We start from the raw sequence: 20,739 nt of genomic DNA, 5'->3' as shown, positions 1-20,739 counted from the left end.
GAAGCTAAAAATCAAAAGAATAACGTACAATTTTGAGTTTACCAAACGTTTTAAGGCAGAAAAACCAAATAAATTCTTTCTTACTACAATTCTCAATCCTTATATTTGTATCCTGATAAAAGAATAAAACTAACATGAAAATATCTTATAACTGGTTAAAACAATTCATTAAAACGGATTGGACATCTGAGCAAACTTCTGAATTATTGACAGATCTGGGTCTTGAAGTTGAAGTTGTTGAGAAATACCAGTCTATTAAAGGCGGGTTAGAAGGCGTTGTTGTAGGTCATGTACTTACTTGCGAAAAACATCCTGATGCAGACCGATTAAAAGTTACTACAGTAAATATTGGTTTAGAAGCTCCTGTACAAATTGTATGCGGTGCTGCAAATGTGGCTGCGGGACAAAAAGTTCCTGTTGCAACTATTGGAACCGTTTTATATGATAAAGATGGCGTTGAATTTACTATTAAAAAAGGTAAAATTCGCGGACAGGAAAGCCACGGAATGATTTGTGCCGAAGATGAATTAGGTCTTGGGAATGGTCACGACGGAATTATGGTTCTGGATGAAAATCTGGTTCCGGGGACTAAAGCTTCTGAAGTTTTTCAAATTGCAGATGATGAAGTTTTCGAAATTGGTTTAACACCAAACCGTGCCGATGCAATGAGCCACTATGGAACAGCGCGCGATTTAAGAGCCGGAATGCTTCAAAGAGGCGTAAATGTTGAATTGATTACACCATCTGTAAGCAATTTTAGAGTGGATATGCGTACACTTAAAATCGATGTTAATGTTGAAGAACCAGCTTTAGCACCAAGATATTGTGGTGTAACAATTTCTGGAATTACCGTTCATGAATCTCCAAAATGGCTTCAGGATCGTTTAAAAGCGATTGGTTTAACGCCAAAAAATAATATTGTCGATGTTACTAATTATGTTTTACATGAGTTAGGACAGCCGCTTCATGCTTTTGATGCTGCAAAAATTACCGGAAAAGTAATTGTAAAAACATTGCCTGAAGGAACAAAATTTACCACTCTTGATGATGTTGAAAGAACATTGCATGCTGAGGATTTAATGATTTGTGATGAAAAAGGCCCGCTTTGTATTGCAGGTGTTTTTGGAGGAAAAAAATCGGGCGTTACAGACGGAACAACTTCTATTTTCTTAGAAAGTGCTTATTTTGATGCTGTAAGCGTTCGTAAAACAGCAAAAAGACATCAATTGAATACCGATGCTTCTTTTAGATTTGAAAGAGGAATTGACCCAACTATTACAGAATATGCTTTAAAACGTGCGGCTATCTTAATTCAGGAAGTTGCAGGTGGAAAAATCACATCTGATGTTGTAGAAGTTTATCCTAAAAAAGTAGAAGATTTTTCAGTTTTATTGAATTTCAGCCACGTTTCTAAAATCATCGGGCAGGAAATTCCAAAAGATACCATCAAAAAAATCCTGGTTTCTTTAGATATTAAAGTAAACAGCGTTTCTGATACTGGTTTAGGTTTAACTATTCCTGCGTATCGTGTAGACGTACAAAGAGAAATTGATGTTATCGAAGAAATTCTAAGAGTTTACGGTTACAACAATATTGAGTTTTCAAAAAAATTCAATGCAACGGTAGCTAATTCTCCAAGAACAGAAGATTATAAAGTACAAAATGTTATCGCTTCTCAATTAAACTCTCAAGGTTTTCACGAAATGATGGCAAACTCTTTAACAACAGCCGCGTATGCTAAATTATCGACTGTTTTAAAAGAAGAACATAATGTTACGATGTTAAATCCTTTAAGCAGTGATTTATCAACAATGCGTCAGTCGTTGTTGTTTTCTGCCCTTGAAGCGATTTCATACAATATCAACAGAAGAAATTCTGATTTAAAATTATTTGAATTCGGAAAATCTTATCACAAATACCTAAACGGTTACGAAGAGCACAAACATTTAACTTTATCTATTTCTGGAAACAGAAATAAAGAAAGCTGGACAACGCCGCAAAAAGGAACTGATTTCTTCTTATTGAAAGGGTATGCAAAAGGTATTTTGGCTCGTTTGGGAATTGAAAAAATTTCGAATGCTCCGGTTCAGTCTGATGTTTTCTCAGAAGGAACTTCTATTTGCTACAACAATAATACATTGGTTGAAATGGGAGTCGTGAAGAAATCGATTTTAAAACATTTCGGAATCAAACAAGATGTTTATTATGCTGATTTCAACTGGGATTTGATTTTAAAAATCATTACAGGAAAAATTAAGTATACGGAGATTCCTAAATATCCTGAAGTTCGCAGGGATTTAGCTTTATTAATCGATGAAAAAACGACTTACGAAAGCATTTTTAACCTGGCGAAACAAACGGAGAAAGTGCTTTTAAAAGACATTAATTTATTTGATGTATATCAGGGAGATAAACTTCCGGAAGGTAAAAAATCGTATGCTTTAAGTTTTACAATCCAGGATAATACAAAAACGCTTACTGACGCTCAGATTGATAAAATCATGTCTAAATTACAACAGACTTTTGAAACTGAACTTGGCGCAAGCTTGAGATAAAGTCTTAAAGTTATTAAATAACAAACCCGACAGGTATTATACTTGTCGGGTTTATTTTTTTGTTTCAAGTTTTTTTGTTTCAAGTTTCAGGTTTCAGATGGCTGCCTGAGTATTGTTTTACCATAAAATTCGCAAAGAATTTCACAAAGTGTCTGAATGTTTTTGTTGACCCACATCTTCAAAACATTTCTTTCTTTACGCAATCCTTTGCGGACTTTGAGGTAAATTAACAAGCTGCCGAACCTGAAACCTTAAACACCAAAAAACAAAAACACTAACTAATAAAATATTTATTTCAAATTTGATCCTAAAATCTTAATTGTTAATTATGTATTTTTAGTTATAAGTTTTCATTGTGTCTTTTTCTGCTAAAAGAATTTTCTTTTACTGTTGTTTATGTGCTTTTAGCATCCGTTCTTATTCCTAAAAATTGACATCGTAAAATTATTTAATTACAAAATAGTATTAAGCCGTATTTTAACCCGTTTTTTTAGATAATTTTACCTGTAAAAAAAGGGTGTTTTTCCCCTTGCGTTGTTTTTAGGCATCAAATAATTTTGTCGTCTACAATTAAAAAACAGTAAACTAAACCAGTAACCAATTAAATTAAAAAAACAATGAAAAATCCTCCCGCAAAACCGAATCAGTTAATATCGAAAGAATTTGCAAAACAATTAAATGTTAACTACAATGCTAAAAAAGCGGCTTCCTTAACTGGTAAACGCGCTAAGAAAGAAGATGCAAATGCTGTTTGGTATTCATTAGAAGCTTTAGAAAGTTATATACACTATATTAAAACCCATGGCGCACAAGACGGATATAACGTAGATGGAATACGTTTTTATTTTGGTGTATATCCAGATGATGAACAACACGGCGAAAAAGCCGGATTAACAACCCTATTCTTGGTTCCAACAGGAAAAAAAGTTGAAGATAATGCCGCAAAAGTTCAAAGCTTTGCCATGGTGCAAGAATCAGCTCCAGCTGATATTCAAAGTCTTGACCCTATGAATTACGGTAATATCGGCAGACCGCCAAGCTTAATCTATTAATAAAAAATATGTTTGAATTTTTAAGATCGTATATCATTTATTTAGCTTTATTATCAGGAGGCATCGGATTAATTTCAATGCATAAATTACCTGGTAATAAAGCTAAATTTTTAGTAATTTTAATCTTTTTTTCTGCACTAATAGAATTAGTGGGATATTATTTTACCTATTTGACAGGCTTATTAAATTATTATGTCTATAATTTCTATATGTTTGTCAGCTTTTCTGCCTATATACTACTGCTCCGAAGTCTTTTGTCGAAGATAAATTACAGAATGACGGCAGTTTACTTTTTAATTCTGTTTATTGTTTCCTTCTTTTTAAATATTATTTATTTTAAAGAAGATACAAATCGTTCCTTTACATACAGTTTTGCCATAGGTGTAATGTTAGTATTAATATTATCCTGCTTATATTTGGTGGAGATTTTTAATTCAGACAAAATTTTAAATTTCAAACGATCTGTTTTTTTCTGGTACATTTTAGGAATATTGGTTTTCCACGTTCCTTTTACGCCTTTTATGTTAGCCATCAATTGGTTTCTTATCAAACAAGACGAATCGGTATTTAGTTTAGTATTGTTCATCTTAAATTTTTTAGCACATAGTTGTTATATTATAGGTTTTTTATGGAGCGAAAAGAAATACAACTATTAGTAATTTCATTAGGTATTGTTTTTTTTACTTTACTGGCCGTTGTACTTGTACTTTTCTTTTATTTTTTAAAGAAGAAGAACAGCTATCTGGTCGAAAAAATGGAATCTGAGATGTATTTCCAATCGGAATTGGTAAAAACCCGCATCGAAATTAAGGATCAGACACTTTCTGAAATCAGTAAAGAACTTCATGATAATATTGGCCAGATTATATCCGTTGGAATCATGCAGCTTAATATGTCTATAAGCAGTAAAAGTATTCAGGTAGAAGAATTAAAAGATCTTAAAAATGTACTTGCAAAAGCACTTGACGAACTCAGGATTTTATCGCGCATTATTAGTAAAGATAATTTACTGCAAAGCAACTTTATAGAAGCTATAAAACAGGATTTAATACGTATAAAAAAACTTAGAAAAATTCAGTACCGATATAATTTAACTGGAGAAATTCCCAATATAAGTGAAGAACACGATTTATTCATTTACCGAATTTTTCAGGAAGCTTTACACAATAGTTTAAAACATTCCCACAGCGATTTATACGAGGTAAATATTGTAACAACTGAAGACCTTTTTCAATTAAAATTAAAGGATTTCGGAATTGGCTATGATCCTCTTAAAGCAAATTCCGGACAAGGATTAACTAACATGAAACTTCGGGCTAAACTTATTGGAGCTCAATTAATCATGGAATCAGATTCATCAGGAACAACCGTAACTTTAGAATACCCTTTAACCACAACCAATGAAACCGAATACTAAAAGTAAAATTATTATTGTCGACGATCATCAGCTTTTTTCCCAATCATTAGAACTTTTAATTAAAAGTTTTGGAGATTACGATGTTATCGAGCGATTTGAAAACGGAAAGTTGTTTATTTCCTATCTTCAGGAAAATCCGGATACTAATATCGATTTGGTATTATTAGATGTTAATATGCCTGTTTTAGACGGTTTAAGCACCATGAAATGGGTTAAGGAAAACAGGCCTGATTTAAAAGTAATTGCACTTTCTGTAAACGACGATGAAGAAATCATTATAAAAATGATTACAAACGGTGCAAAAGGTTATTTATTGAAAGATACTTCACCAGAGATTTTTAAGGAAGCTATTGAATGTGTTATCGAAAAAGGTTATTATTTTACCGAATCAGTTTCAGCAATGCTCGTTAACAAAGTCAACAGCGATAATAAAAAAATCAGTTTAAAGGAAAAAGAACTGGTTTTTATAAAACATGCCTGCACAGAGATGACTTATAAAGAAATCGCCTCAGAAATGTGTTTAAGCCCTAAAACCATTGACGGTTACAGGGAATCTTTATTTGATAAGTTAGAGATAAAAACGAGAATAGGTTTAGTTTTGTACGCTGTTAAACATAAAATTGTTTTTGTTTAAACTTTTTGGGCGTAGTTATTTTAACACGTAGAAACATAGATTTAGCACTCAGAAAAAAGGCGTTTCACTCATTTTAAACACACAGAGACAGCTATGTTTTAGAAACATGTTTCTTTTTATATTCTTTTAATGCATTTAAAGCCTATGTTTCTATGTGTTAAATGATTTTTTATTAATTATATAACCAACGAGTTTGTTTAATTAATAAGACAGCGCGGCAAAAACTGGAAACTCTTTGATTTTTTCTCTTCCGTTAAGGAAAGTCAGTTCCATTAAAAAATTACATTGTACAATTTCACCGCCTAACTTTTCAACCAGTTCGCAGACTGCTTTTGCAGTTCCGCCAGTTGCCAGCACGTCATCATGAATTAATACGCGGTCTCCTTTTTGAATAGCGTCGGTATGCATTTCCAGGCTGTCCGTTCCATATTCTAATGCGTATGAAGCCGAAATAGTTTCATAAGGCAGCTTTTTAGGTTTCCTTACCGGAATAAATCCTGCATTTAGTTCTTGCGCCAATAACATTCCGAAGAAAAAACCACGACTTTCTGCCCCTACTACCTTATCAATTTTTTGTCCGTTAAGAGAATTTACCAAAATAGATAAGCATTCCTGCCTTGCTTCAACGTCATTTAAGAGCGGAGTGATATCTTTAAATAAAATTCCTTCTTTAGGAAAGTCCTGAATATCACGTATATAATTTTCAATCTTCATTTTTTTTAAATTTTCTTTATTTTTTTGCTTGTTTATCTCGCATTTATCTCTATATTTGCACCCGCAAACAGCGTTCAACAAAGCTACGAAAATTAGCTGAACCAAGCAAAAAGGCCTCGTGGCGCAACTGAATAGCGCATCTGATTACGGCTCAGAAGGTTACTGGTTTGAATCCAGTCGAGGTCACTCTACGGGACAAAAGATAAAAATCATCTTTTGTCCCGTTTTTTTTACTCTCTAACTCTTTGTTAATCAAATAAATACCCTCTACTATTTTGTTAACTCTAGCGGTTTGTACTTTATTTTCTTTAATAGTGAAATTTTCGGGATAAACCAAACCAATTAGGCTTCGAGCTTCTGATAAAGCCATGTCTAAGTAAGCTTCATTTATTTTAATTAAATTGTCAATCCCTTTAACTAGCAGGTTTTCAATGCTATGCTTGTCTTTTGATATCGACGATAATTCTCTCTCAAGGTTTGTAATTCGTACACCGTAGTCTTCTTTCATTAATTTATAGTCATCGGAATCTATTTTTGATTGTAAAAGAAGATCTCTTGCATTGCTTAACCTATGCTCATAATCTTTAATCTGTTCCAACAGTCTTCTTTTCTGCTCGCCAGCATTGTTCGCCATTTCGCGGTGAGTTTCATATAAAACTGAACTGTATAATTTTTTGATCTCCGGTATGGGTTGATATTTTTTTAAATTTTCGACAAATAATTCATTGGCTAACTCAGAATTGATTCTAAACTTACACTTCGTTTCACAATGGTAATAATAGTAGTGCTTATGCCTGCCTTTACACTTGCTCCCCTGAAGCTTCTTTTGGCACTTTGGACAATTAAAGAACCCTCTTAGAGGAAATTCCACAACTGTTTTAATTTTCGGTCTGTAAATACGAGATTTACCGTCTAAAATATCCTGAACATTATAAAAAAGACCCTCCGAGATTAAAGGCTCATGCTGCCCTGTAACCAACATGCTTTCTTCATCTTTATATTTGGGAACAAAAATTTTACCATAGTAAATTGGATTTCTAATTAATCCCCACATATTGCTTTTTGTTCTTTTAAAACCCCTTTTGCATGCGAGATGGTAAACCTGCTCAGTATTAAATACTCCTCTTGCAATCTCCTCAAAAATCCATCGCATTACTGACGCTGCTGGTTCGACAAGAGCTATATATTTAGTTCCATCTTCTTTTGATTTATTAGCATAACCAAAGGGCGCTGTTCCCATATATCTTCCTTCTTTTTTTGCTCTTCGCATTCCATGAAAAGTATTTAAAGCTCGTCTGTCATTTTCTACTTCGGGAGCAGCTAGGTAAAAAGCAAGCATCATTTTGTTCTCTGGAATGGATAAATCAAGTGGTTGTTCAATTGCCTGTGGTTCCACGCCAAGTTTTCGCAGAACACTTATCATTTGGTATGCATCCCCAGCATTTCTGCTGAACCTGTCCCATTTTGTAAATAAGACAAAATCACATTTATTTTTCTCTTTTTTAAAGTTAAGAAGCAGTTTATTCCACTGAGGTCTGTTGAAGGTTTTGGCTGAATGATCCTCATAGATAACATTTCTCACCTCAATATAATTTAAAGAACAGTACTTACGTAGCACTTCTTCCTGATTTCTTTGTGAATAGCCTTTTTCAGCTTGTTCATCTGTACTTACACGGATGTATAAATCTGCAATAATACTCATGATTCTAAAAATTTTGAGACGACCGCATGGGCCAATTTTCGTAAAAATAGCAAAATTTCGGTTGCTTCTTCAATTGTAACATTCATACCCTCAGAGTTTAACATTTGCCTAGCTTTCTCTGGAGTTATTTTTCCCCTCATTTCTTCTTTTTCATTTTCCATCATTATTTAATTAAAATAATAAAAGCCCATCAAGGGCTTTTATGGTTATTAATCTATGTTCGATCGTAAAAGTAAATCTTACTTCCCTGCGTTTTTTTAAACGAAGGTTCGTATTTAAGATATCCATAACTACTTAGTTCATTTATACATCTATGATAAGTGTAAGCAGATGAAATTTTAGCCAAAGGAGTTATTTCATGCCTATAGACTTGTATTGGATTAGCAAAACCCTTATCAACCCTATATTGAAGCAAGGCGGCATACAGCGCAATATGTGTCGTACTTATACGGAAATCTTTTTCTATAGCTAAAAAGAAATCTGATAAAGGTTTTAGCGTTTCCATTTAACTATAAAGTTTTAGCCTTGCTTTTCTTTTGAGATCTTTTTTTTTCACCTTCCTCCGATTGTGGTTCCTCTTTTTGACCTACATCCCTTTTCATTGATTTGCCTTCACTTTCGGCCTGCTTCTGATCTTTGCTTTCTCTATGATTTATTCTTTCCATGTTTCCGTCGTAAACATTCACAGTCTTAAACTGCGGATTTGCTTCTACGTACATTTTGTTTTCGACACCGCCGACAACAAAAGTTACCGACTGAAGATTTCCTTTTTTAAGAGAATTCAAAAGATCCTCTTTATATTTCGGCGTGTCGAGTTCTTTAATAGCGTGTTTTGAAAGACTGACTTCCAGATCATATCCATAATTTTGATGGTAATGATTCAGTTTGAAATTGCCCGAATTGTCGCTTTCTTTGAAATCTAATTTTAGCCAGGAATTGTAAACTTCACCTTCTTTAGTTTTAAGATCCTTATTGACAGATCGGCCTTCCATCAAATTATAGGCCTCTTTCATAGTTATGCTGCTACTGTCTTTGTTGATGTAAAAAGTCTGCTCCAGTCCTGGCTTATTTTCCTCTTTCTGTAGATTTACGTGGTAGGAATTAAAAAAGTACATATCGGTCTGTTCAGACTTCTTAAAATTCAATTCAACCATCAAAGTATCCTTGTTTGGGACACCATTATTCATAATGCCATTATAGATGATTTTAAAATCCTTATCACCTTTCTGCATGTTCTCTTTCAGTTCAGCATCGAACGTTTCTCCAAATCCAGTATATTTTAACTGGTCTTTCAGGTATTCTAAATTTTTCTGATTCATTTTATCTAGATTTAAATTATTTTCTAAAAATTCTTTCCTCTCCCTAAAAAGCTGGGCAAATCCATTAAGCTCAAAAGCTTCATTTTCGGAAGTATCAATTCCACTCTCTAAAACAGCTCTTAGGTCATCAATAAGAGATTCAACCGGCAGATTTTGAAAATATTCTGCATCATTAGTCATAACCAGACAGTACTCCTGCGCATCCAACGACTTTCTAAAAAATTCTATTGTATAGGTATCAGTTATCTGGTCAGTATTGAATGCGACAAATCGATGGCCGTTACGTGCCATTTCCTCGGCAAACGACAGCATCATTTCAGTTTCAGCTAAATTGATTATCATAATATTTTTTAAACCTTAAAAATTATCAAGGTTGAATTCCGTAATCGGAAATACCTTATCAGTAAGATTATTTTTTATATCCACTTCCAAATGTCTTCCACCGTTTTTTTCAATCATCTCAAGTGTTAAATACTTATTTTCAGGGATAGTAAATTTCTCCAGTGCATAAACTTTTATTACTTCAGATTTATAAGGAATCACAGCAGATGAAGAAGTGCCGTACAGCGGACGTATTTCTATTTCCTGTGATGCTGTGCGTTTAGATTTTCTCTGGTCCCTTATAAAAAAACGAAACTGATCTATGTCGTAGTTAATCTTGGATTTATTTTCAAATACTACTCTCAAATACAAAATATCCTGATGAACAAAAATGCCGTTTACTTCAAGACTGATTTGAAACTTAGACTTTTTTAAACCGCTGGTCTTTTTCTTTTTGGATAATGCAAGAGAAGCGCACTGCTCTATTTTTTTCTGATTTTCATTTTCGAGTGAAAATAAAATGTCCCCACTGGCTGCAACCGCATTCTCTGCCTTGATATTTAGATCCGGACAGTCTTCATTGTAATTCAGCACAAAAACATATAATCTGCCGTCTGAAGTTACTATGGTTAAATTGGTTTGGAAAAAATTCTGCTTAGCGGCTTTTACCAGCAGTATATTCTCTACTCCTTTGGCTTTCTGCACAAGCACATCGGCACTTCCTTTATCTATGCTTTTTATCGAATAAGAAAAAACAATGCTTGTAGTCTTTGAATAGCCGATCTGAAGGTTCTTATACTGGTCTTCATAAAAGACAGTTTCTCTGCTGTTTGACTGCGGGAATACTAAAACCGAAACCAACAGCAGGCCAATTAAAAGCAAATCATTAATTTTTTTCATTTTTACTTTCTTTTAGGGTTTTAAATTCTTTTGTTTTTCATCATACAGAAGCACCTGATATCCAGCTTTTACCACTACTTTTATGAGTTTTACTTTTTTGCTCATAAGGCTTTTTGCCGCTTCGATTCCCATTCCTGCTGCCTGAGCTCCCCAGGAATCTGTAACTCCTGTTAATCCTAAAGTTTGAATCGAACGGTCAGCCGAAGCTTTAGCAACATCTCGGCTGATTGCTCCTGGAATATAAATTCCATTAATCCCGTCCATATCATAAACAGTAAGTTCAACTGGATAAATTGAATTCCTGAATTGGATATTATCAATTTTGATTTCTAAACGCTCTCCCTTCAAAGATGCAGTTCCATATAAAAAAGTGTTCTTCGGAATTACATTTTTCTGGAGAAACACATCTTTTATTAATCTCAGTTTAACGACTGATCCATTTATAATAGTCTGTGTTTCATGAATAACCGCTTCAATTGAATTCTGCTGCTCTTCATCTTTTATATCCTCATCCAGTGAATAAAAAGCATTGATAGGCAATGCATTCCTAGCTTCCCCCTTAGAAGCCAGAGAGGTTATATTGTCTTCTTCTTTTTTCCTGCTGACAGTAAAAATTTTACCTTTTTTATTGTCTGATGACTGCTTTAATTTTTCTTCCACTCTGGATGGATGCTGAATATCCAAAATGTTTTCCAGCATCCCGCCCAGCTGCTGCAGTTCCGGGTCTGGCTCTTGAGAGGTTCCTATTGTGGACATCATCTGCTCCAGATTCTTTATTTGATCTGAGATTCCTGGCGATGAACCATAATTTTCAAATTCTCGCATATCCTGACCGTAACTATTTGAAAGAGCAGGCTGGCTGATTACTTTTTTCAGCGCATTTAACTTTTCGTAAACTTTCTGTTCGTTTCTGTCTTGAAATGATGATGAATTTGACAGTAGCGGGTTTTTCCCAAATCCTTTGTTTTTAAAATCTTCATCTCCGCAGTCCCCTATTGAATCCTCCAGTATTTTGTACTTGGAATAATTAGGATCTTTTTTAATCTGCTCCAGAAGTTTTATAGAATCCATTGCTGCCTGGTCATAGTAACTCATTTTATCAAATGATGAGTCTTCTTTGAATTTAGGGATAGGAAGATTAAAATTAAATCCTTTCTTTGGTTCCATTTCAGCGGTCATTTTCTCATTTTTTCCTCCTCCCAAAATGTAAAACAGAATGGTTATAAAAGGAAGCGTAATAAGAGGCAGAACCAAAAGCATTTTACGTTTTCTAGATTCTTTTAATGATATAGTTTTTTGTTCCATGACTTTATTTTTTGTTATGTATAGTTGTAATAGAAGAATTGTTTTTTAAAGCCGCAGCATCATTTTTTGACACCACTGCATAAATATTATAAAGAAAGAAACCTGCCGACATTACTATAAAAACGATTAAAAAAAATATGAGTTTTTTCTTTGAAAGATTCTGTGTCAGGTAATTCATTTTCTGAGCCCATTTGTCTTGTGCAAGCACATAATACCTGCTGTAAACAAATGAAGTTTCCTGTTTTTTCAATAGCCGTTTCATAATCTGTTATTTTCTGTTTTCCACTGCCAGATCCCTGTTCTCAACCGTATTGAATCTCTCGATTAGAAAGCCATGAGGATTATTATCACTTCTAGATACATTCCTCAGGCTGCCCTCTGTAATGAGATTCCTTTTTAAAATACTTGTTGTGCGGATAATACTTTGATTTGCATAACATTTAAATCGGTACGGATACTCTTTAATATCTATAGTAATACTGTCTATTTGAATGGTCTGGCTTATATTCCCAGAGATAATTCCCGAATAAAAACCGTTTTCCTTAAGGTCATCATAAATCCTTTTAGCGCTGTCATCAGCCAGATAAAGCGCTTTTGTAATATTGGCTTTAATTACTTTATCATCAGGATCAAGGGTGAAAAAGAACTTATGAAAGGTCTTTACATGATCTCTTGCTTCCACAGATACATTATCTTTACGCTCTGAAGCATACGCTTCCAATGCTTTTCCATTTGCCAGTATATATACCTTGTTCTGCATCAGTTTTACAGATTCAAAACTTTTGTACAGGGCGTAACAACTGATAATGACACATCCCGCAATCACCAGCATTGTAAATCCTCTCACATTTTGGAATGCTGTATCGATATTTTTCGTTTTGCTGAACATGCTCTTTTTAGATTACTTTGAATTACCTTTAAGTTTATCATTCATATAATTTCCCTTTTCCAAAAAATAGGGACTGCTTCCTGCTGTAGCTGCCATACTGCTGGTCATTCTTGCATCAGCGTTGCCCATCGCATCCAAAACCATTCCCGCTCCCTGCGACGTTTTGGATACAGCAGTAGTTGCTGAGCTGCCGAACATGCTGGTTACTTTCTGTCCCAGTGCACTGCCTCCTCCGGCATGAACAATATAGTTAGCTACTGACGGCACGGTAAAATATCCAATGATTCCTATAATCATAAAAATGAGATATGCCATATCAGTCCTGCTGAAAAAAGTGTCTCCAGTTGACTGTACCTGTGAAAGATCCAGTTTGAGCATTAGTTCCTGAATCTTCCCTATGATGCTTCCAAAAATATTAGCTACGGGAAGCCAGAGGTAAATATTGATATATCTTGCCGGGCTAATAGGACATTCCTTTGGCGGATATGAAACGGACTTTATTATCACTCAGACCAGTCTGTTTGCCGCTGCAGTAGCTGGTTCGGCTATAACGGATCTGACAAGCTTTTATTTATCAATTGGAACAGCCTCTGGAAAACCTGATATATGGCGTTTAGAGAGCCAGCAGTGGCGGATGGGGAAGTCATTGTATGAGGATCGTGCAGGCTATAATAGAAATTCTCCTATTGAGCATGTAAAGAATATTACAACACCTTTATTTTCGTGGACCGGGGGCAGTGATAAAGAAGTACATCCTGAGCAGAGTATAGAATTTTATGTGGCGATGCGCCGTCTTAAAAAACAGCATATTATGGCAGTGTATCCCGAGGAAGGACATACAGTTAATAACCCTGCAAACCAGAAAGATCTTTCCATACGTCTGCACCAGTGGTTTGATTATTATTTAAAAGATGAAGCACCCGCTGCATGGATAAAAGAAGGCATTAAATAACCGGCTGCTTTTTTACAAAACAATGCAGTTCCTATGGAACTGCATTGCACTTATTAAATGTTAAAAATTAAAATTACTCAGGACGGTACACTTCTCTTGAACAAGTTGTGCTTTCATTTGGAAACTTTGCTTTAGCCACAGGGCCGCTGTCATCAAACTGGCGGCAGATATCGCCTGTTTCTGTATCACAGTCTACAGGAATATCACACGGGCTTCCACCGTTCAGGGCATCAACGTAACCAATTATGGGAAGTACTTCAGCTTTTGCACTGCTCTGCATAGAGACAGTAAAAAAAGCTCCTGTAATGCCCAATACAAAAACTGCAAAAGGCATCATTTTTTTTAAAATTGTTGTTTTCATAATGTAAAAATTTAAATTAAATGATCTACTTTTTTATACAGGTTTTCGATCTGATTCCTGATACCGGCGCCGGTATATTTTTCAACGCATCATCAATTTGAATCTGCTGCGCCATTTATTTTATTGTTCAGTTCACTGCTGAATTTATAAACAGTCAGTTTTGTATCTATAAGAACAAAGATCCTGTCAGAAACCACGTAAAAATTCCGAAGTTTTTTTCCCTTTATCCCGTCAATATGAAAACTGAATACATAGGATTTTTTATTAAGGTCATAAACATCAATTACAGAAGAATTTTTCCATGACTCTTTTGGTTCATATTTGCCCGGTACATTGGAATTTACAAAGAGGAAATGTCTCCATATACTGCTGGTCCTATTCACATTCAGTATAGGGACTGCCATCGCCCGTTCTTTATTTCCTTTCAGGTAAGCCACTTTTATTTTTGCATGGGATATGGTATCAATTGTATGTCCCCTGAAATCCAGCATCCCGTTTTTATCTGCGACTATATATTCATTTCGATAGGTATACAGGTATATCATTCTTTTCATTTCAGTACTGTAATGAAGCATTCCGTCTACATCAAAAACTCCATCTATCTGTTTTTGCAGCAATTGCGGAGCCAGGGCGGTCCCTGCCTGTTTTCCCCATCCGAATACCCCAATAACATTATTATTTGTTTTTGAACTGGTTCCCCTGAATACTATGGAGGTACTGTCAGCTGGTACGGCAATATTAAAATAAGGGGGAGCAGGATTCAGCAATGCGGCTTTCCAGTCTGAAGTCTGTCCCTTGAATATAACGGGAACACCTCCGTCAAAAATGTAGAAAAATGGAGGGCGAACCGCTATTTTGATTGATTTAAAAAAAAAGCTTTCCCTGCCCAGTCCGATTCTTATCTTTTGCTGCTTCATTTTCTCATCAAATGCCAGCAGGCTTAAAGGAACAGTAGTATTTCCAAGATATAATTTCCCTTTCCCATCTCCAGCAAAATAATAAGAATTGTATTTTAAATCAACAGTCTTTTCCAATGCAACAGGATGGTGCGGATAACGTCGTATGAAGGGGTTTTGATAATGCATAATCTTCTCAGAAGTGAGAAATAAAACTCCTACCAAAGCAGTACCTGAAATGAAGGATATAAGCAGGAGTACTGGATTTGAAATCCTCTTCAATAGTACCTCTCCGCCCGGGTTAAATAAAATTGCGGCTGCTGCAAGCACCACAAAAACAATATTAAACACCAAATGCATCTCCCAGCTCATTTTCTCAAGTATACCTCCGCAGGAACAGGGAACAAAGGAGCTGTAGTTTAATATGATAAAAATGTAGGCACTGAACATTGTCATTAAACAAAATCCTGCATGAAGTCCAATAGTCCTGGTTCTGGGAAAAGCAAGCAGTAAAGCCGTTATAAATTCTGCAGCAATTACCGCCCAGGATACCCAATGTGCAAAAGCACTAAGCAGCGGCGACTGCCCCAGTTGAACCTGAAAATTCTCAAAATCAAGAACTTTACTAAAGCCCGCATAAACAAATAACAGTATATATAACAAACTAATTAATTCTATAATAATTTTTCTAAAATTGAAGTGAAATTTCATAGCCAAAAAAATTAGAGGTTTTCTGTTTAATTAAATAAGTAAATAATTATGTACAAAATTAGATGTACAGCTTAAGAAATGAGTTATCAAAAACAAGCCAAAAGTTTTATAAAACGTGCCAAATTTCAATTCTCTTTTTTTTAAATAAAAAACGGCTGCCTGATTTAAATTTATCAGCCAGCCGCAATTTCTTTTTTTTTCCTTGTTAGGTTCTGCACGCTTCGCTGAGCGTTTTTAATTTTTGATTGAGTTCCACAAGACCTGCTTTCTGCAGACATTCTTCCGATAGGTTTTTAAGATTCTGTAACCCTTCTTCAGAGACACTTGCCAGCAGTCCCGCGTCATCATCTTTCAAGTCTGCTCCCCTGCCGATTACATGGGTCAGCAGCAGTACATTTTTACGTGAAATTTTCAAATCAATCCTCACAATCTCATTCATTCCAGGTATGCTCAGCACGGTATCATACACCTTGGAAACATCATTTTTTGTAATCATAATTTCAGCGTTTTATATTAATAATATCTTGATGTAAACTTAGAAATATCCTCTGATATTATTCACGTCAAAATCTGGCGATGATTGTACATCCTTTAAGGCTTCGCTAATTTCGTAACGGCTTTAAAAGTTGAAGGGATATTCCGTCCATTCCTGGATTATGGTGATTTAATCCGTATTGTCCCCTTTATTTAAAAAAGCTGAAAGACTGCCCTGTTCCTGCAGTCGGCCAGATGTCCGGTTGTATCACAACCGCTATCTGGCTGCCCTTTTGGCTCGGAACTCGCCGGCAGAGATTTTTTAAAGAAAAAACAGGTTTCAGATATGAAAATGAAAGCAGATGAAAGAGAAAAATGCAAACCGTACCAAGTGGATCCACCTTAGGCTGACGCCAAATGAAATGGATCTTCTGCATAGAAGATTTGAAAAATCACTGTGTCCAAAACTCAGTGATTTTGCCAGAAAAAACATGCTTGGAAAACCCGTAATCTTAAAATACAGAAACCAGTCTGTTGATGATTTTATTGTAGAAATCAGCAGGCTTCGGGCTGATCTGAATGCCCTGGGAAACAATTATAATCAGGAAGTCAAAAAACTCCACAACCTGCGGCAGATCCCTGAATTCAGGGAATGGATTTCTGTATCGCAGATACAGAAAGAAAGGCTTTTGGATTCCATAGAAAAAATAAAAAACTGTGTTTTAAAACTTGGAGAAAAATGGTTGCAGTAATCAGGACCGGACAGTCTGTCCGCCGCATATTCCACTACAATGAAAACAAAGTTTCTCATGGTAATGCCCTTTGCATCGGGGAAAAAAATTATCCCGCAGACCATCAGGATCTGAGCAGTTCACTGAAAATAAATCTGCTGCTGAGTCGATTGGAACTCAATGAAAATGTAAAGCGCGGCAGTGTTCACATATCGCTTAATTTCCATCCTTCTGAAAAGGATCTGAGCCCGGAAAAATTAATGGATATCACAAACGCCTATATGACTCAAATCGGATTCGGACAGCAGCCCTATCTGGTATATCAGCACTTTGATGCCGCCCACCCCCATGTTCATATCATTTCAGTAAAAGTTAGACCTGACGGCAGAAGAATTGACATGCAGAATATCGGACGCAACCAGTCTGAGAATGCCCGCATAAAAATTGAAAAAGATTTTAATCTTGTAAAGGCGCAGGGAAGGGAAAAACAGATTGCCTGCGCACTGCCGCCCATTCTTCCCTCTATGGTAAAATATGGTAAGATACAGTCTAAAAAAGCAGTTTCCCAGGTTCTGGATTTTGTATTGGACACCTATCAGTATAAAAGCCTGCCGCAGCTCAATGCTGTTCTGAACCTCTATAATGTAACGGCTGACAGGGGCTCGGAAAACTCAAGGGTCTTTAAAGGCGGAGGCCTCGTCTACCGCATAATGGATACAGATGGAAAACAGACCGGTGTTCCTATCAAAGCCAGTGATTTTTACAACAGGCCGACCCTTAAATTTCTGGAGAAAAAATTTGAGGAAAACAGGCTCAAAAACGCAAGACCCGGCCTCAGGATAAAAAATGCGGTACGCTCTGTTTTTGATTCTGAAAAGCCGTCCCTCAAGGAACTTTCCAAGGCATTGGAAGCACAGGGTATTACAATGGTTCAGCGGCTCGCCCAAAACGGCACATTGTATGGGCTTACCTATGTGGACCATATTTCAAAACAGGTATGCAACGGCAGCGAACTGGGAAAGGAATTCTCAGCTGCCTCAATAGCAAAGAGCTGCAGAAACACGAAATCAGATCTTCCAAATACTGCTTTTTCTGCTGAATTCAGAAGCAGTCCCGCCGTTAGGACACTTCTTGAAATACAGGATATCCTAGTTTCAAATAATATGCATGCCCCGCTTTTGCAGGAATTCATCAGCAGGCTTTTCGAAAGGGAATATCCCGGCAGCTATGTCCCGGCGGCATTCAGGAAAAAGAAGAAAAACAGAAAAAGAAAAGGGCTCTCAAACAATTAATCAACGCTAAAAATCACAGTAATGCAGACAGGGGAAAATGAACAGGCACTGAGAAAAATTTTGGATATGACCCGGCTGATGAGTATCGCACTTCTGGGTATTCATCTTTATTATTATGGCTACAGCATTTTTGCTGAAGCAGGATTCTCATCTAAATTCAGCGACCGTATTCTGGAGAATATCTATAAAACAGGGCTCTTCAGTTTCTTTGATAAGTCAAAACTTATAGCACTGCTTTTGGTCTTGATTTCCCTTTTGGGTACCAGGGGCCGTAAAGACGAAAAGCTTGCACTAAAAACAGCTTTATATTTTATTTTTCCAGGGCTGGTTTTATATTTTGGAAGCAGCTTTGTACTGCAGCTGGGCTTTGAGGATTCATCTTCCTTTCCTGTCTATATTTTTATGACCTCCACAGGTTTTCTGATGGTAATTACCGGAGGCACGCTGCTGAGCAGAATAATAAGAAGGACTTTAAAAGGACGCGATATTTTCAACAGGGAAAATGAAACATTTCCACAGGAAGAAAGACTCTTGCATAATGAATTTTCCATTAATCTGCCGGCGCAGTATCACCTTAAGGACAAGGTCCGAAAAAGCTGGATTAATATCATAAACCCGTTCCGGGGCCTTTTGGTCTGCGGCTCGCCCGGATCAGGAAAATCCTATTTTGTTATCCGTCATATTATCACCCAGCATATCTCTAAAGGATTTGCCATGTTTGTTTATGATTTTAAGTTTGACGACCTGACCAAAATCGCCTATGATGCCTATTTGAGATACAGGCATTTATATATCCGCAGGCCTCGGTTTTTTGTCATTAACTTTGATGATCTCACCCGCTCTCACAGATGCAATCCACTGGAGCCGTCATCCATGACAGACATAACCGATGCCGCTGAATCTGCCCGCACAATACTTCTGGGGCTCAACCGGGAATGGATCAAAAAACAGGGTGATTTTTTTGTTGAATCGCCTATCAATTTTTTGACAGCTGTAATCTGGTACCTGAGAAAATACAATAACGGCGAGTTCTGCACCCTTCCGCATGTGATTGAGCTCATGCAGCTGGAATATAACAATCTCTTTACGCTGCTTAGATCTGAAAAAGAAATTGAGGTGCTGATCAATCCCTTTGTCAGCGCATATCTTAATGAGGCCTCAAAGCAGCTTGAGGGACAAATTGCTTCAGCTAAAATTGCCATGTCAAGGCTCTCCTCTCCTCAGCTTTATTACGTGCTTTGTGGTAATGATTTTACGCTTGATATTAATAATCCACGGGATCCTAAAATCGTATGCATGGGAAATAATCCGCAGAAAATACAGACTTATGGAGCCGTACTTTCTTTGTATATTAACCGTCTTATCAAACAGGTAAACCAGAAAGACAAGCTTAAAAGCAGTTTGATATTTGACGAATTCCCGACCGTATATCTAAACAATATAGACAGCCTGATTGCAACTGCAAGAAGCAATAAAGTAAGTACCTGTTTGGGAATACAGGATTTCAGCCAGCTTAAAAAAGATTACGGACGTGAGCAGGCTGAAGTGATTATGAACATAACTGGGAATATCATCTCAGGACAGGTTGCAGGTGATACAGCCAAACAGCTTTCCGAACGGTTTGGAAAAATTATGCAGGACCGAGAAAGTCTTTCCATCAACAGTTCTGATACTTCCATCAGCCGCTCAAGACAGCTCGAATCTGCCGTTCCTGCCTCTAAAATTGCATCGCTGAGCTCAGGTGAATTTGTCGGAATGACAGCAGATAATCCGGACTGCAGGATTGATCTTAAAACATTCCATTCAGAAATTTTAAACGATCATGAATCACTGAAGAAGGAAACGGAAAACTATAAAGATTTTCAGCCCGTCCGCAGCCTGGAGAATGGTGTGGTAAATAGAAATTATATTCAGATAAAAAAGGACATTCAGGATCTTGCAGATTCTGAAATAGACGCTATCGCGCAAGACCCGAACCGCAGGCACCTGATAGTTAAAATAAAGAAATCTTAAAATATTTTGATCTTTGCTGTTTCCTTTATAATGAAATTGCTCTCAGTATTCCATAACTGTTTCTGGCTGTTTCGGACTGCCTTGCTGCTGTTCTTTTTTGAATTAAGACAGATAAGATAATAACTGTCAGTATAGTAGAAAAAAGATTGAAAAAACCAATTGGATTTTATATCTAAAATCCGTTCAAAGCCTTGCCCCTGTTGAACTATTTAGTTAATTTTGCCTCATGAATCCTGAAGAAATAAAACGTTATTTTGAAACTGCACCTCCTCCTAAGGAAGTGGATTGGAAACCTTGGGCTAAAATTGTAGACTCCCAGCTTTTTCTAAACAGCTGCTATATAGGCATACGTAATTTTAATGGTTCTCTTGAAATGTGTCCGGCCTGGTGGCACCTTAAGGATTTTTATCTGCATACCAGGAAGACACTTGCTCAGGAAACTCCGGCTGAAAACCGGCCTGAATAATGAAATAATGCCTGCAGTTTTTGTCCTGAAAAAAC

At 36.2% G+C, this 20,739-nt stretch carries 23 protein-coding genes and 1 tRNA gene; 10 read left to right on the top strand and 14 right to left on the bottom strand.

Translation table 11 applies throughout. The features are described 5' to 3' along the window. Positions 1–134 precede the first annotated feature (134 nt). Both pheT and NLJ00_RS18000 read left to right on the top strand, forming a co-directional pair. A complete protein-coding gene (gene pheT / locus NLJ00_RS18005) occupies positions 135–2,555 on the top strand; it encodes a phenylalanine--tRNA ligase subunit beta (RefSeq protein WP_256634852.1) in 2,421 nt (806 codons plus the stop codon). 617 nt (positions 2,556–3,172) lie between these two features. Next, a complete protein-coding gene (locus NLJ00_RS18000; RefSeq protein ID WP_256634851.1) occupies positions 3,173–3,607 on the top strand; it encodes a hypothetical protein in 435 nt (144 codons plus the stop codon). A 331-nt stretch (positions 3,608–3,938) separates the two neighbouring features. Here the strand turns inward: NLJ00_RS18000 and NLJ00_RS17995 are convergent, their stop codons facing one another. Further along, positions 3,939–4,193, bottom strand: coding sequence for a hypothetical protein (locus NLJ00_RS17995; RefSeq protein ID WP_159439046.1), 255 nt, complete (start codon positions 4,191–4,193; stop codon positions 3,939–3,941). A gap of 42 nt (positions 4,194–4,235) precedes the next feature. Between NLJ00_RS17995 and NLJ00_RS17990 the strand changes: the two genes are divergently transcribed. Further along, positions 4,236–5,024: a sensor histidine kinase gene (locus tag NLJ00_RS17990; RefSeq protein ID WP_053471389.1), complete on the top strand. Its 789-nt coding sequence runs from the start codon at positions 4,236–4,238 to the stop codon at positions 5,022–5,024. After that, positions 5,008–5,658, top strand: coding sequence for a response regulator transcription factor (locus NLJ00_RS17985; protein WP_053471388.1), 651 nt, complete (start codon positions 5,008–5,010; stop codon positions 5,656–5,658). The genes NLJ00_RS17990 and NLJ00_RS17985 overlap by 17 nt, the downstream gene beginning before the upstream one ends. Positions 5,659–5,859: 201 nt before the next feature. On the opposite strand, the gene NLJ00_RS17980 is transcribed toward NLJ00_RS17985, so the two are convergent. Further along, positions 5,860–6,372: an adenine phosphoribosyltransferase gene (locus NLJ00_RS17980; RefSeq protein WP_256634850.1), complete on the bottom strand. Its 513-nt coding sequence runs from the start codon at positions 6,370–6,372 to the stop codon at positions 5,860–5,862. A gap of 112 nt (positions 6,373–6,484) precedes the next feature. On the opposite strand from NLJ00_RS17980, the gene NLJ00_RS17975 reads away from it, so the two are divergent. Beyond that, a tRNA-Arg gene (locus tag NLJ00_RS17975) sits at positions 6,485–6,558 on the top strand. On the opposite strand, the gene NLJ00_RS17970 is transcribed toward NLJ00_RS17975, so the two are convergent. Genes NLJ00_RS17970 through NLJ00_RS17930 form a run of 9 tightly spaced genes read right to left on the bottom strand, consistent with a single transcriptional unit; the run spans position 6,524 to position 13,075 of the window. After that, positions 6,524–8,074, bottom strand: coding sequence for a recombinase family protein (locus NLJ00_RS17970; RefSeq protein WP_256634849.1), 1,551 nt, complete (start codon positions 8,072–8,074; stop codon positions 6,524–6,526). The two genes, NLJ00_RS17975 and NLJ00_RS17970, sit on opposite strands and share 35 nt — an antisense overlap. Then, entirely contained in the window at positions 8,071–8,238 is a 168-nt protein-coding gene (locus NLJ00_RS17965; protein ID WP_256634848.1) for a hypothetical protein, read from the bottom strand. The genes NLJ00_RS17970 and NLJ00_RS17965 overlap by 4 nt, the downstream gene beginning before the upstream one ends. Before the next feature lie 50 nt (positions 8,239–8,288). Next, on the bottom strand, positions 8,289–8,579 hold the full coding sequence (locus NLJ00_RS17960; protein WP_256634847.1) for a hypothetical protein: 291 nt from the start codon (positions 8,577–8,579) through the stop codon (positions 8,289–8,291). Positions 8,580–8,583: 4 nt separating this feature from the next. After that, positions 8,584–9,735 (bottom strand): hypothetical protein, encoded by a 1,152-nt coding sequence (locus NLJ00_RS17955; RefSeq protein WP_256634846.1) that lies wholly within the window; start codon positions 9,733–9,735, stop codon positions 8,584–8,586. Between the two features lie 15 nt (positions 9,736–9,750). Then, on the bottom strand, positions 9,751–10,614 hold the full coding sequence (gene traN / locus NLJ00_RS17950; RefSeq protein ID WP_256634845.1) for a conjugative transposon protein TraN: 864 nt from the start codon (positions 10,612–10,614) through the stop codon (positions 9,751–9,753). A 12-nt stretch (positions 10,615–10,626) separates the two neighbouring features. Beyond that, positions 10,627–11,919, bottom strand: coding sequence for a conjugative transposon protein TraM (traM, locus tag NLJ00_RS17945; protein WP_256634844.1), 1,293 nt, complete (start codon positions 11,917–11,919; stop codon positions 10,627–10,629). Between the two features lie 4 nt (positions 11,920–11,923). Beyond that, positions 11,924–12,181, bottom strand: a complete 258-nt coding sequence (locus tag NLJ00_RS17940; RefSeq protein ID WP_256634843.1) for a hypothetical protein — start codon at positions 12,179–12,181, stop codon at positions 11,924–11,926. A 6-nt stretch (positions 12,182–12,187) separates the two neighbouring features. Continuing rightward, positions 12,188–12,808: a conjugative transposon protein TraK gene (gene traK, locus NLJ00_RS17935; RefSeq protein WP_256634842.1), complete on the bottom strand. Its 621-nt coding sequence runs from the start codon at positions 12,806–12,808 to the stop codon at positions 12,188–12,190. A gap of 12 nt (positions 12,809–12,820) precedes the next feature. Next, a complete protein-coding gene (locus tag NLJ00_RS17930; RefSeq protein WP_256634841.1) occupies positions 12,821–13,075 on the bottom strand; it encodes a hypothetical protein in 255 nt (84 codons plus the stop codon). Positions 13,076–13,250: 175 nt separating this feature from the next. Here NLJ00_RS17930 and NLJ00_RS17925 point away from each other — a divergent pair, with 175 nt between their 5' ends. Next, a complete protein-coding gene (locus NLJ00_RS17925; RefSeq protein ID WP_256634840.1) occupies positions 13,251–13,760 on the top strand; it encodes an alpha/beta hydrolase family protein in 510 nt (169 codons plus the stop codon). Between the two features lie 73 nt (positions 13,761–13,833). On the opposite strand, the gene NLJ00_RS17920 is transcribed toward NLJ00_RS17925, so the two are convergent. The 3 genes from NLJ00_RS17920 to NLJ00_RS17910 all read right to left on the bottom strand — a co-directional run bounded on the left by NLJ00_RS17920 (position 13,834) and on the right by NLJ00_RS17910 (position 16,224). Next, on the bottom strand, positions 13,834–14,121 hold the full coding sequence (locus NLJ00_RS17920) for a DUF6520 family protein (protein ID WP_256634839.1): 288 nt from the start codon (positions 14,119–14,121) through the stop codon (positions 13,834–13,836). Between the two features lie 92 nt (positions 14,122–14,213). Beyond that, complete coding sequence (locus NLJ00_RS17915) at positions 14,214–15,728, bottom strand: DoxX family protein (protein ID WP_256634838.1); 1,515 nt, start codon at positions 15,726–15,728, stop codon at positions 14,214–14,216. A gap of 205 nt (positions 15,729–15,933) precedes the next feature. Further along, a complete protein-coding gene (locus tag NLJ00_RS17910) occupies positions 15,934–16,224 on the bottom strand; it encodes a hypothetical protein (protein ID WP_256634837.1) in 291 nt (96 codons plus the stop codon). A 340-nt stretch (positions 16,225–16,564) separates the two neighbouring features. Between NLJ00_RS17910 and NLJ00_RS17905 the strand changes: the two genes are divergently transcribed. From NLJ00_RS17905 to NLJ00_RS17890, 4 genes are all read left to right on the top strand, one after another. Further along, complete coding sequence (locus tag NLJ00_RS17905; protein WP_256634836.1) at positions 16,565–16,954, top strand: plasmid mobilization protein; 390 nt, start codon at positions 16,565–16,567, stop codon at positions 16,952–16,954. After that, positions 16,942–18,225, top strand: a complete 1,284-nt coding sequence (locus NLJ00_RS17900) for a relaxase/mobilization nuclease domain-containing protein (protein WP_256634835.1) — start codon at positions 16,942–16,944, stop codon at positions 18,223–18,225. Before NLJ00_RS17905 ends, NLJ00_RS17900 begins: the two co-directional genes overlap by 13 nt. A gap of 21 nt (positions 18,226–18,246) precedes the next feature. After that, positions 18,247–20,238, top strand: coding sequence for a conjugal transfer protein MobC (gene mobC, locus NLJ00_RS17895; RefSeq protein ID WP_256634834.1), 1,992 nt, complete (start codon positions 18,247–18,249; stop codon positions 20,236–20,238). Positions 20,239–20,464: 226 nt separating this feature from the next. Beyond that, complete coding sequence (locus NLJ00_RS17890; protein WP_256634833.1) at positions 20,465–20,704, top strand: DUF6965 family protein; 240 nt, start codon at positions 20,465–20,467, stop codon at positions 20,702–20,704. Positions 20,705–20,739: the final 35 nt, after the last annotated feature.

This window comes from Flavobacterium panici, from assembly GCF_024499525.1.
GTDB classification, from domain to species: Bacteria; Bacteroidota; Bacteroidia; order Flavobacteriales; family Flavobacteriaceae; genus Flavobacterium; species Flavobacterium panici.
Note: the sequence above shows the minus strand (reverse complement) of the source record. Positions and strands in the feature narration are given on the sequence as shown.

Excerpts from the sequence above, each read along its gene's own strand:
- NLJ00_RS17910 (WP_256634837.1), bottom strand. The coding sequence starts at position 16,224 with ATGATTACAAAAAATGATGTTTCCAAGGTGTATGATACCGTGCTGAGC.
- traM (WP_256634844.1), bottom strand. The coding sequence starts at position 11,919 with ATGGAACAAAAAACTATATCATTAAAAGAATCTAGAAAACGTAAAATG.
- traN (WP_256634845.1), bottom strand. The coding sequence starts at position 10,614 with ATGAAAAAAATTAATGATTTGCTTTTAATTGGCCTGCTGTTGGTTTCG.
- NLJ00_RS17940 (WP_256634843.1), bottom strand. The coding sequence starts at position 12,181 with ATGAAACGGCTATTGAAAAAACAGGAAACTTCATTTGTTTACAGCAGG.
- NLJ00_RS18000 (WP_256634851.1), top strand. The coding sequence starts at position 3,173 with ATGAAAAATCCTCCCGCAAAACCGAATCAGTTAATATCGAAAGAATTT.
- NLJ00_RS17960 (WP_256634847.1), bottom strand. The coding sequence starts at position 8,579 with ATGGAAACGCTAAAACCTTTATCAGATTTCTTTTTAGCTATAGAAAAA.
- NLJ00_RS17965 (WP_256634848.1), bottom strand. The coding sequence starts at position 8,238 with ATGATGGAAAATGAAAAAGAAGAAATGAGGGGAAAAATAACTCCAGAG.
- NLJ00_RS17980 (WP_256634850.1), bottom strand. The coding sequence starts at position 6,372 with ATGAAGATTGAAAATTATATACGTGATATTCAGGACTTTCCTAAAGAA.
- NLJ00_RS17990 (WP_053471389.1), top strand. The coding sequence starts at position 4,236 with ATGGAGCGAAAAGAAATACAACTATTAGTAATTTCATTAGGTATTGTT.
- NLJ00_RS17970 (WP_256634849.1), bottom strand. The coding sequence starts at position 8,074 with ATGAGTATTATTGCAGATTTATACATCCGTGTAAGTACAGATGAACAA.
- pheT (WP_256634852.1), top strand. The coding sequence starts at position 135 with ATGAAAATATCTTATAACTGGTTAAAACAATTCATTAAAACGGATTGG.
- NLJ00_RS17985 (WP_053471388.1), top strand. The coding sequence starts at position 5,008 with ATGAAACCGAATACTAAAAGTAAAATTATTATTGTCGACGATCATCAG.
- NLJ00_RS17995 (WP_159439046.1), bottom strand. The coding sequence starts at position 4,193 with ATGAACAATACTAAACTAAATACCGATTCGTCTTGTTTGATAAGAAAC.
- mobC (WP_256634834.1), top strand. The coding sequence starts at position 18,247 with ATGCAGACAGGGGAAAATGAACAGGCACTGAGAAAAATTTTGGATATG.
- NLJ00_RS17900 (WP_256634835.1), top strand. The coding sequence starts at position 16,942 with ATGGTTGCAGTAATCAGGACCGGACAGTCTGTCCGCCGCATATTCCAC.
- NLJ00_RS17920 (WP_256634839.1), bottom strand. The coding sequence starts at position 14,121 with ATGAAAACAACAATTTTAAAAAAAATGATGCCTTTTGCAGTTTTTGTA.
- traK (WP_256634842.1), bottom strand. The coding sequence starts at position 12,808 with ATGTTCAGCAAAACGAAAAATATCGATACAGCATTCCAAAATGTGAGA.
- NLJ00_RS17905 (WP_256634836.1), top strand. The coding sequence starts at position 16,565 with ATGAAAGAGAAAAATGCAAACCGTACCAAGTGGATCCACCTTAGGCTG.
- NLJ00_RS17955 (WP_256634846.1), bottom strand. The coding sequence starts at position 9,735 with ATGATAATCAATTTAGCTGAAACTGAAATGATGCTGTCGTTTGCCGAG.
- NLJ00_RS17915 (WP_256634838.1), bottom strand. The coding sequence starts at position 15,728 with ATGAAATTTCACTTCAATTTTAGAAAAATTATTATAGAATTAATTAGT.
- NLJ00_RS17890 (WP_256634833.1), top strand. The coding sequence starts at position 20,465 with ATGAATCCTGAAGAAATAAAACGTTATTTTGAAACTGCACCTCCTCCT.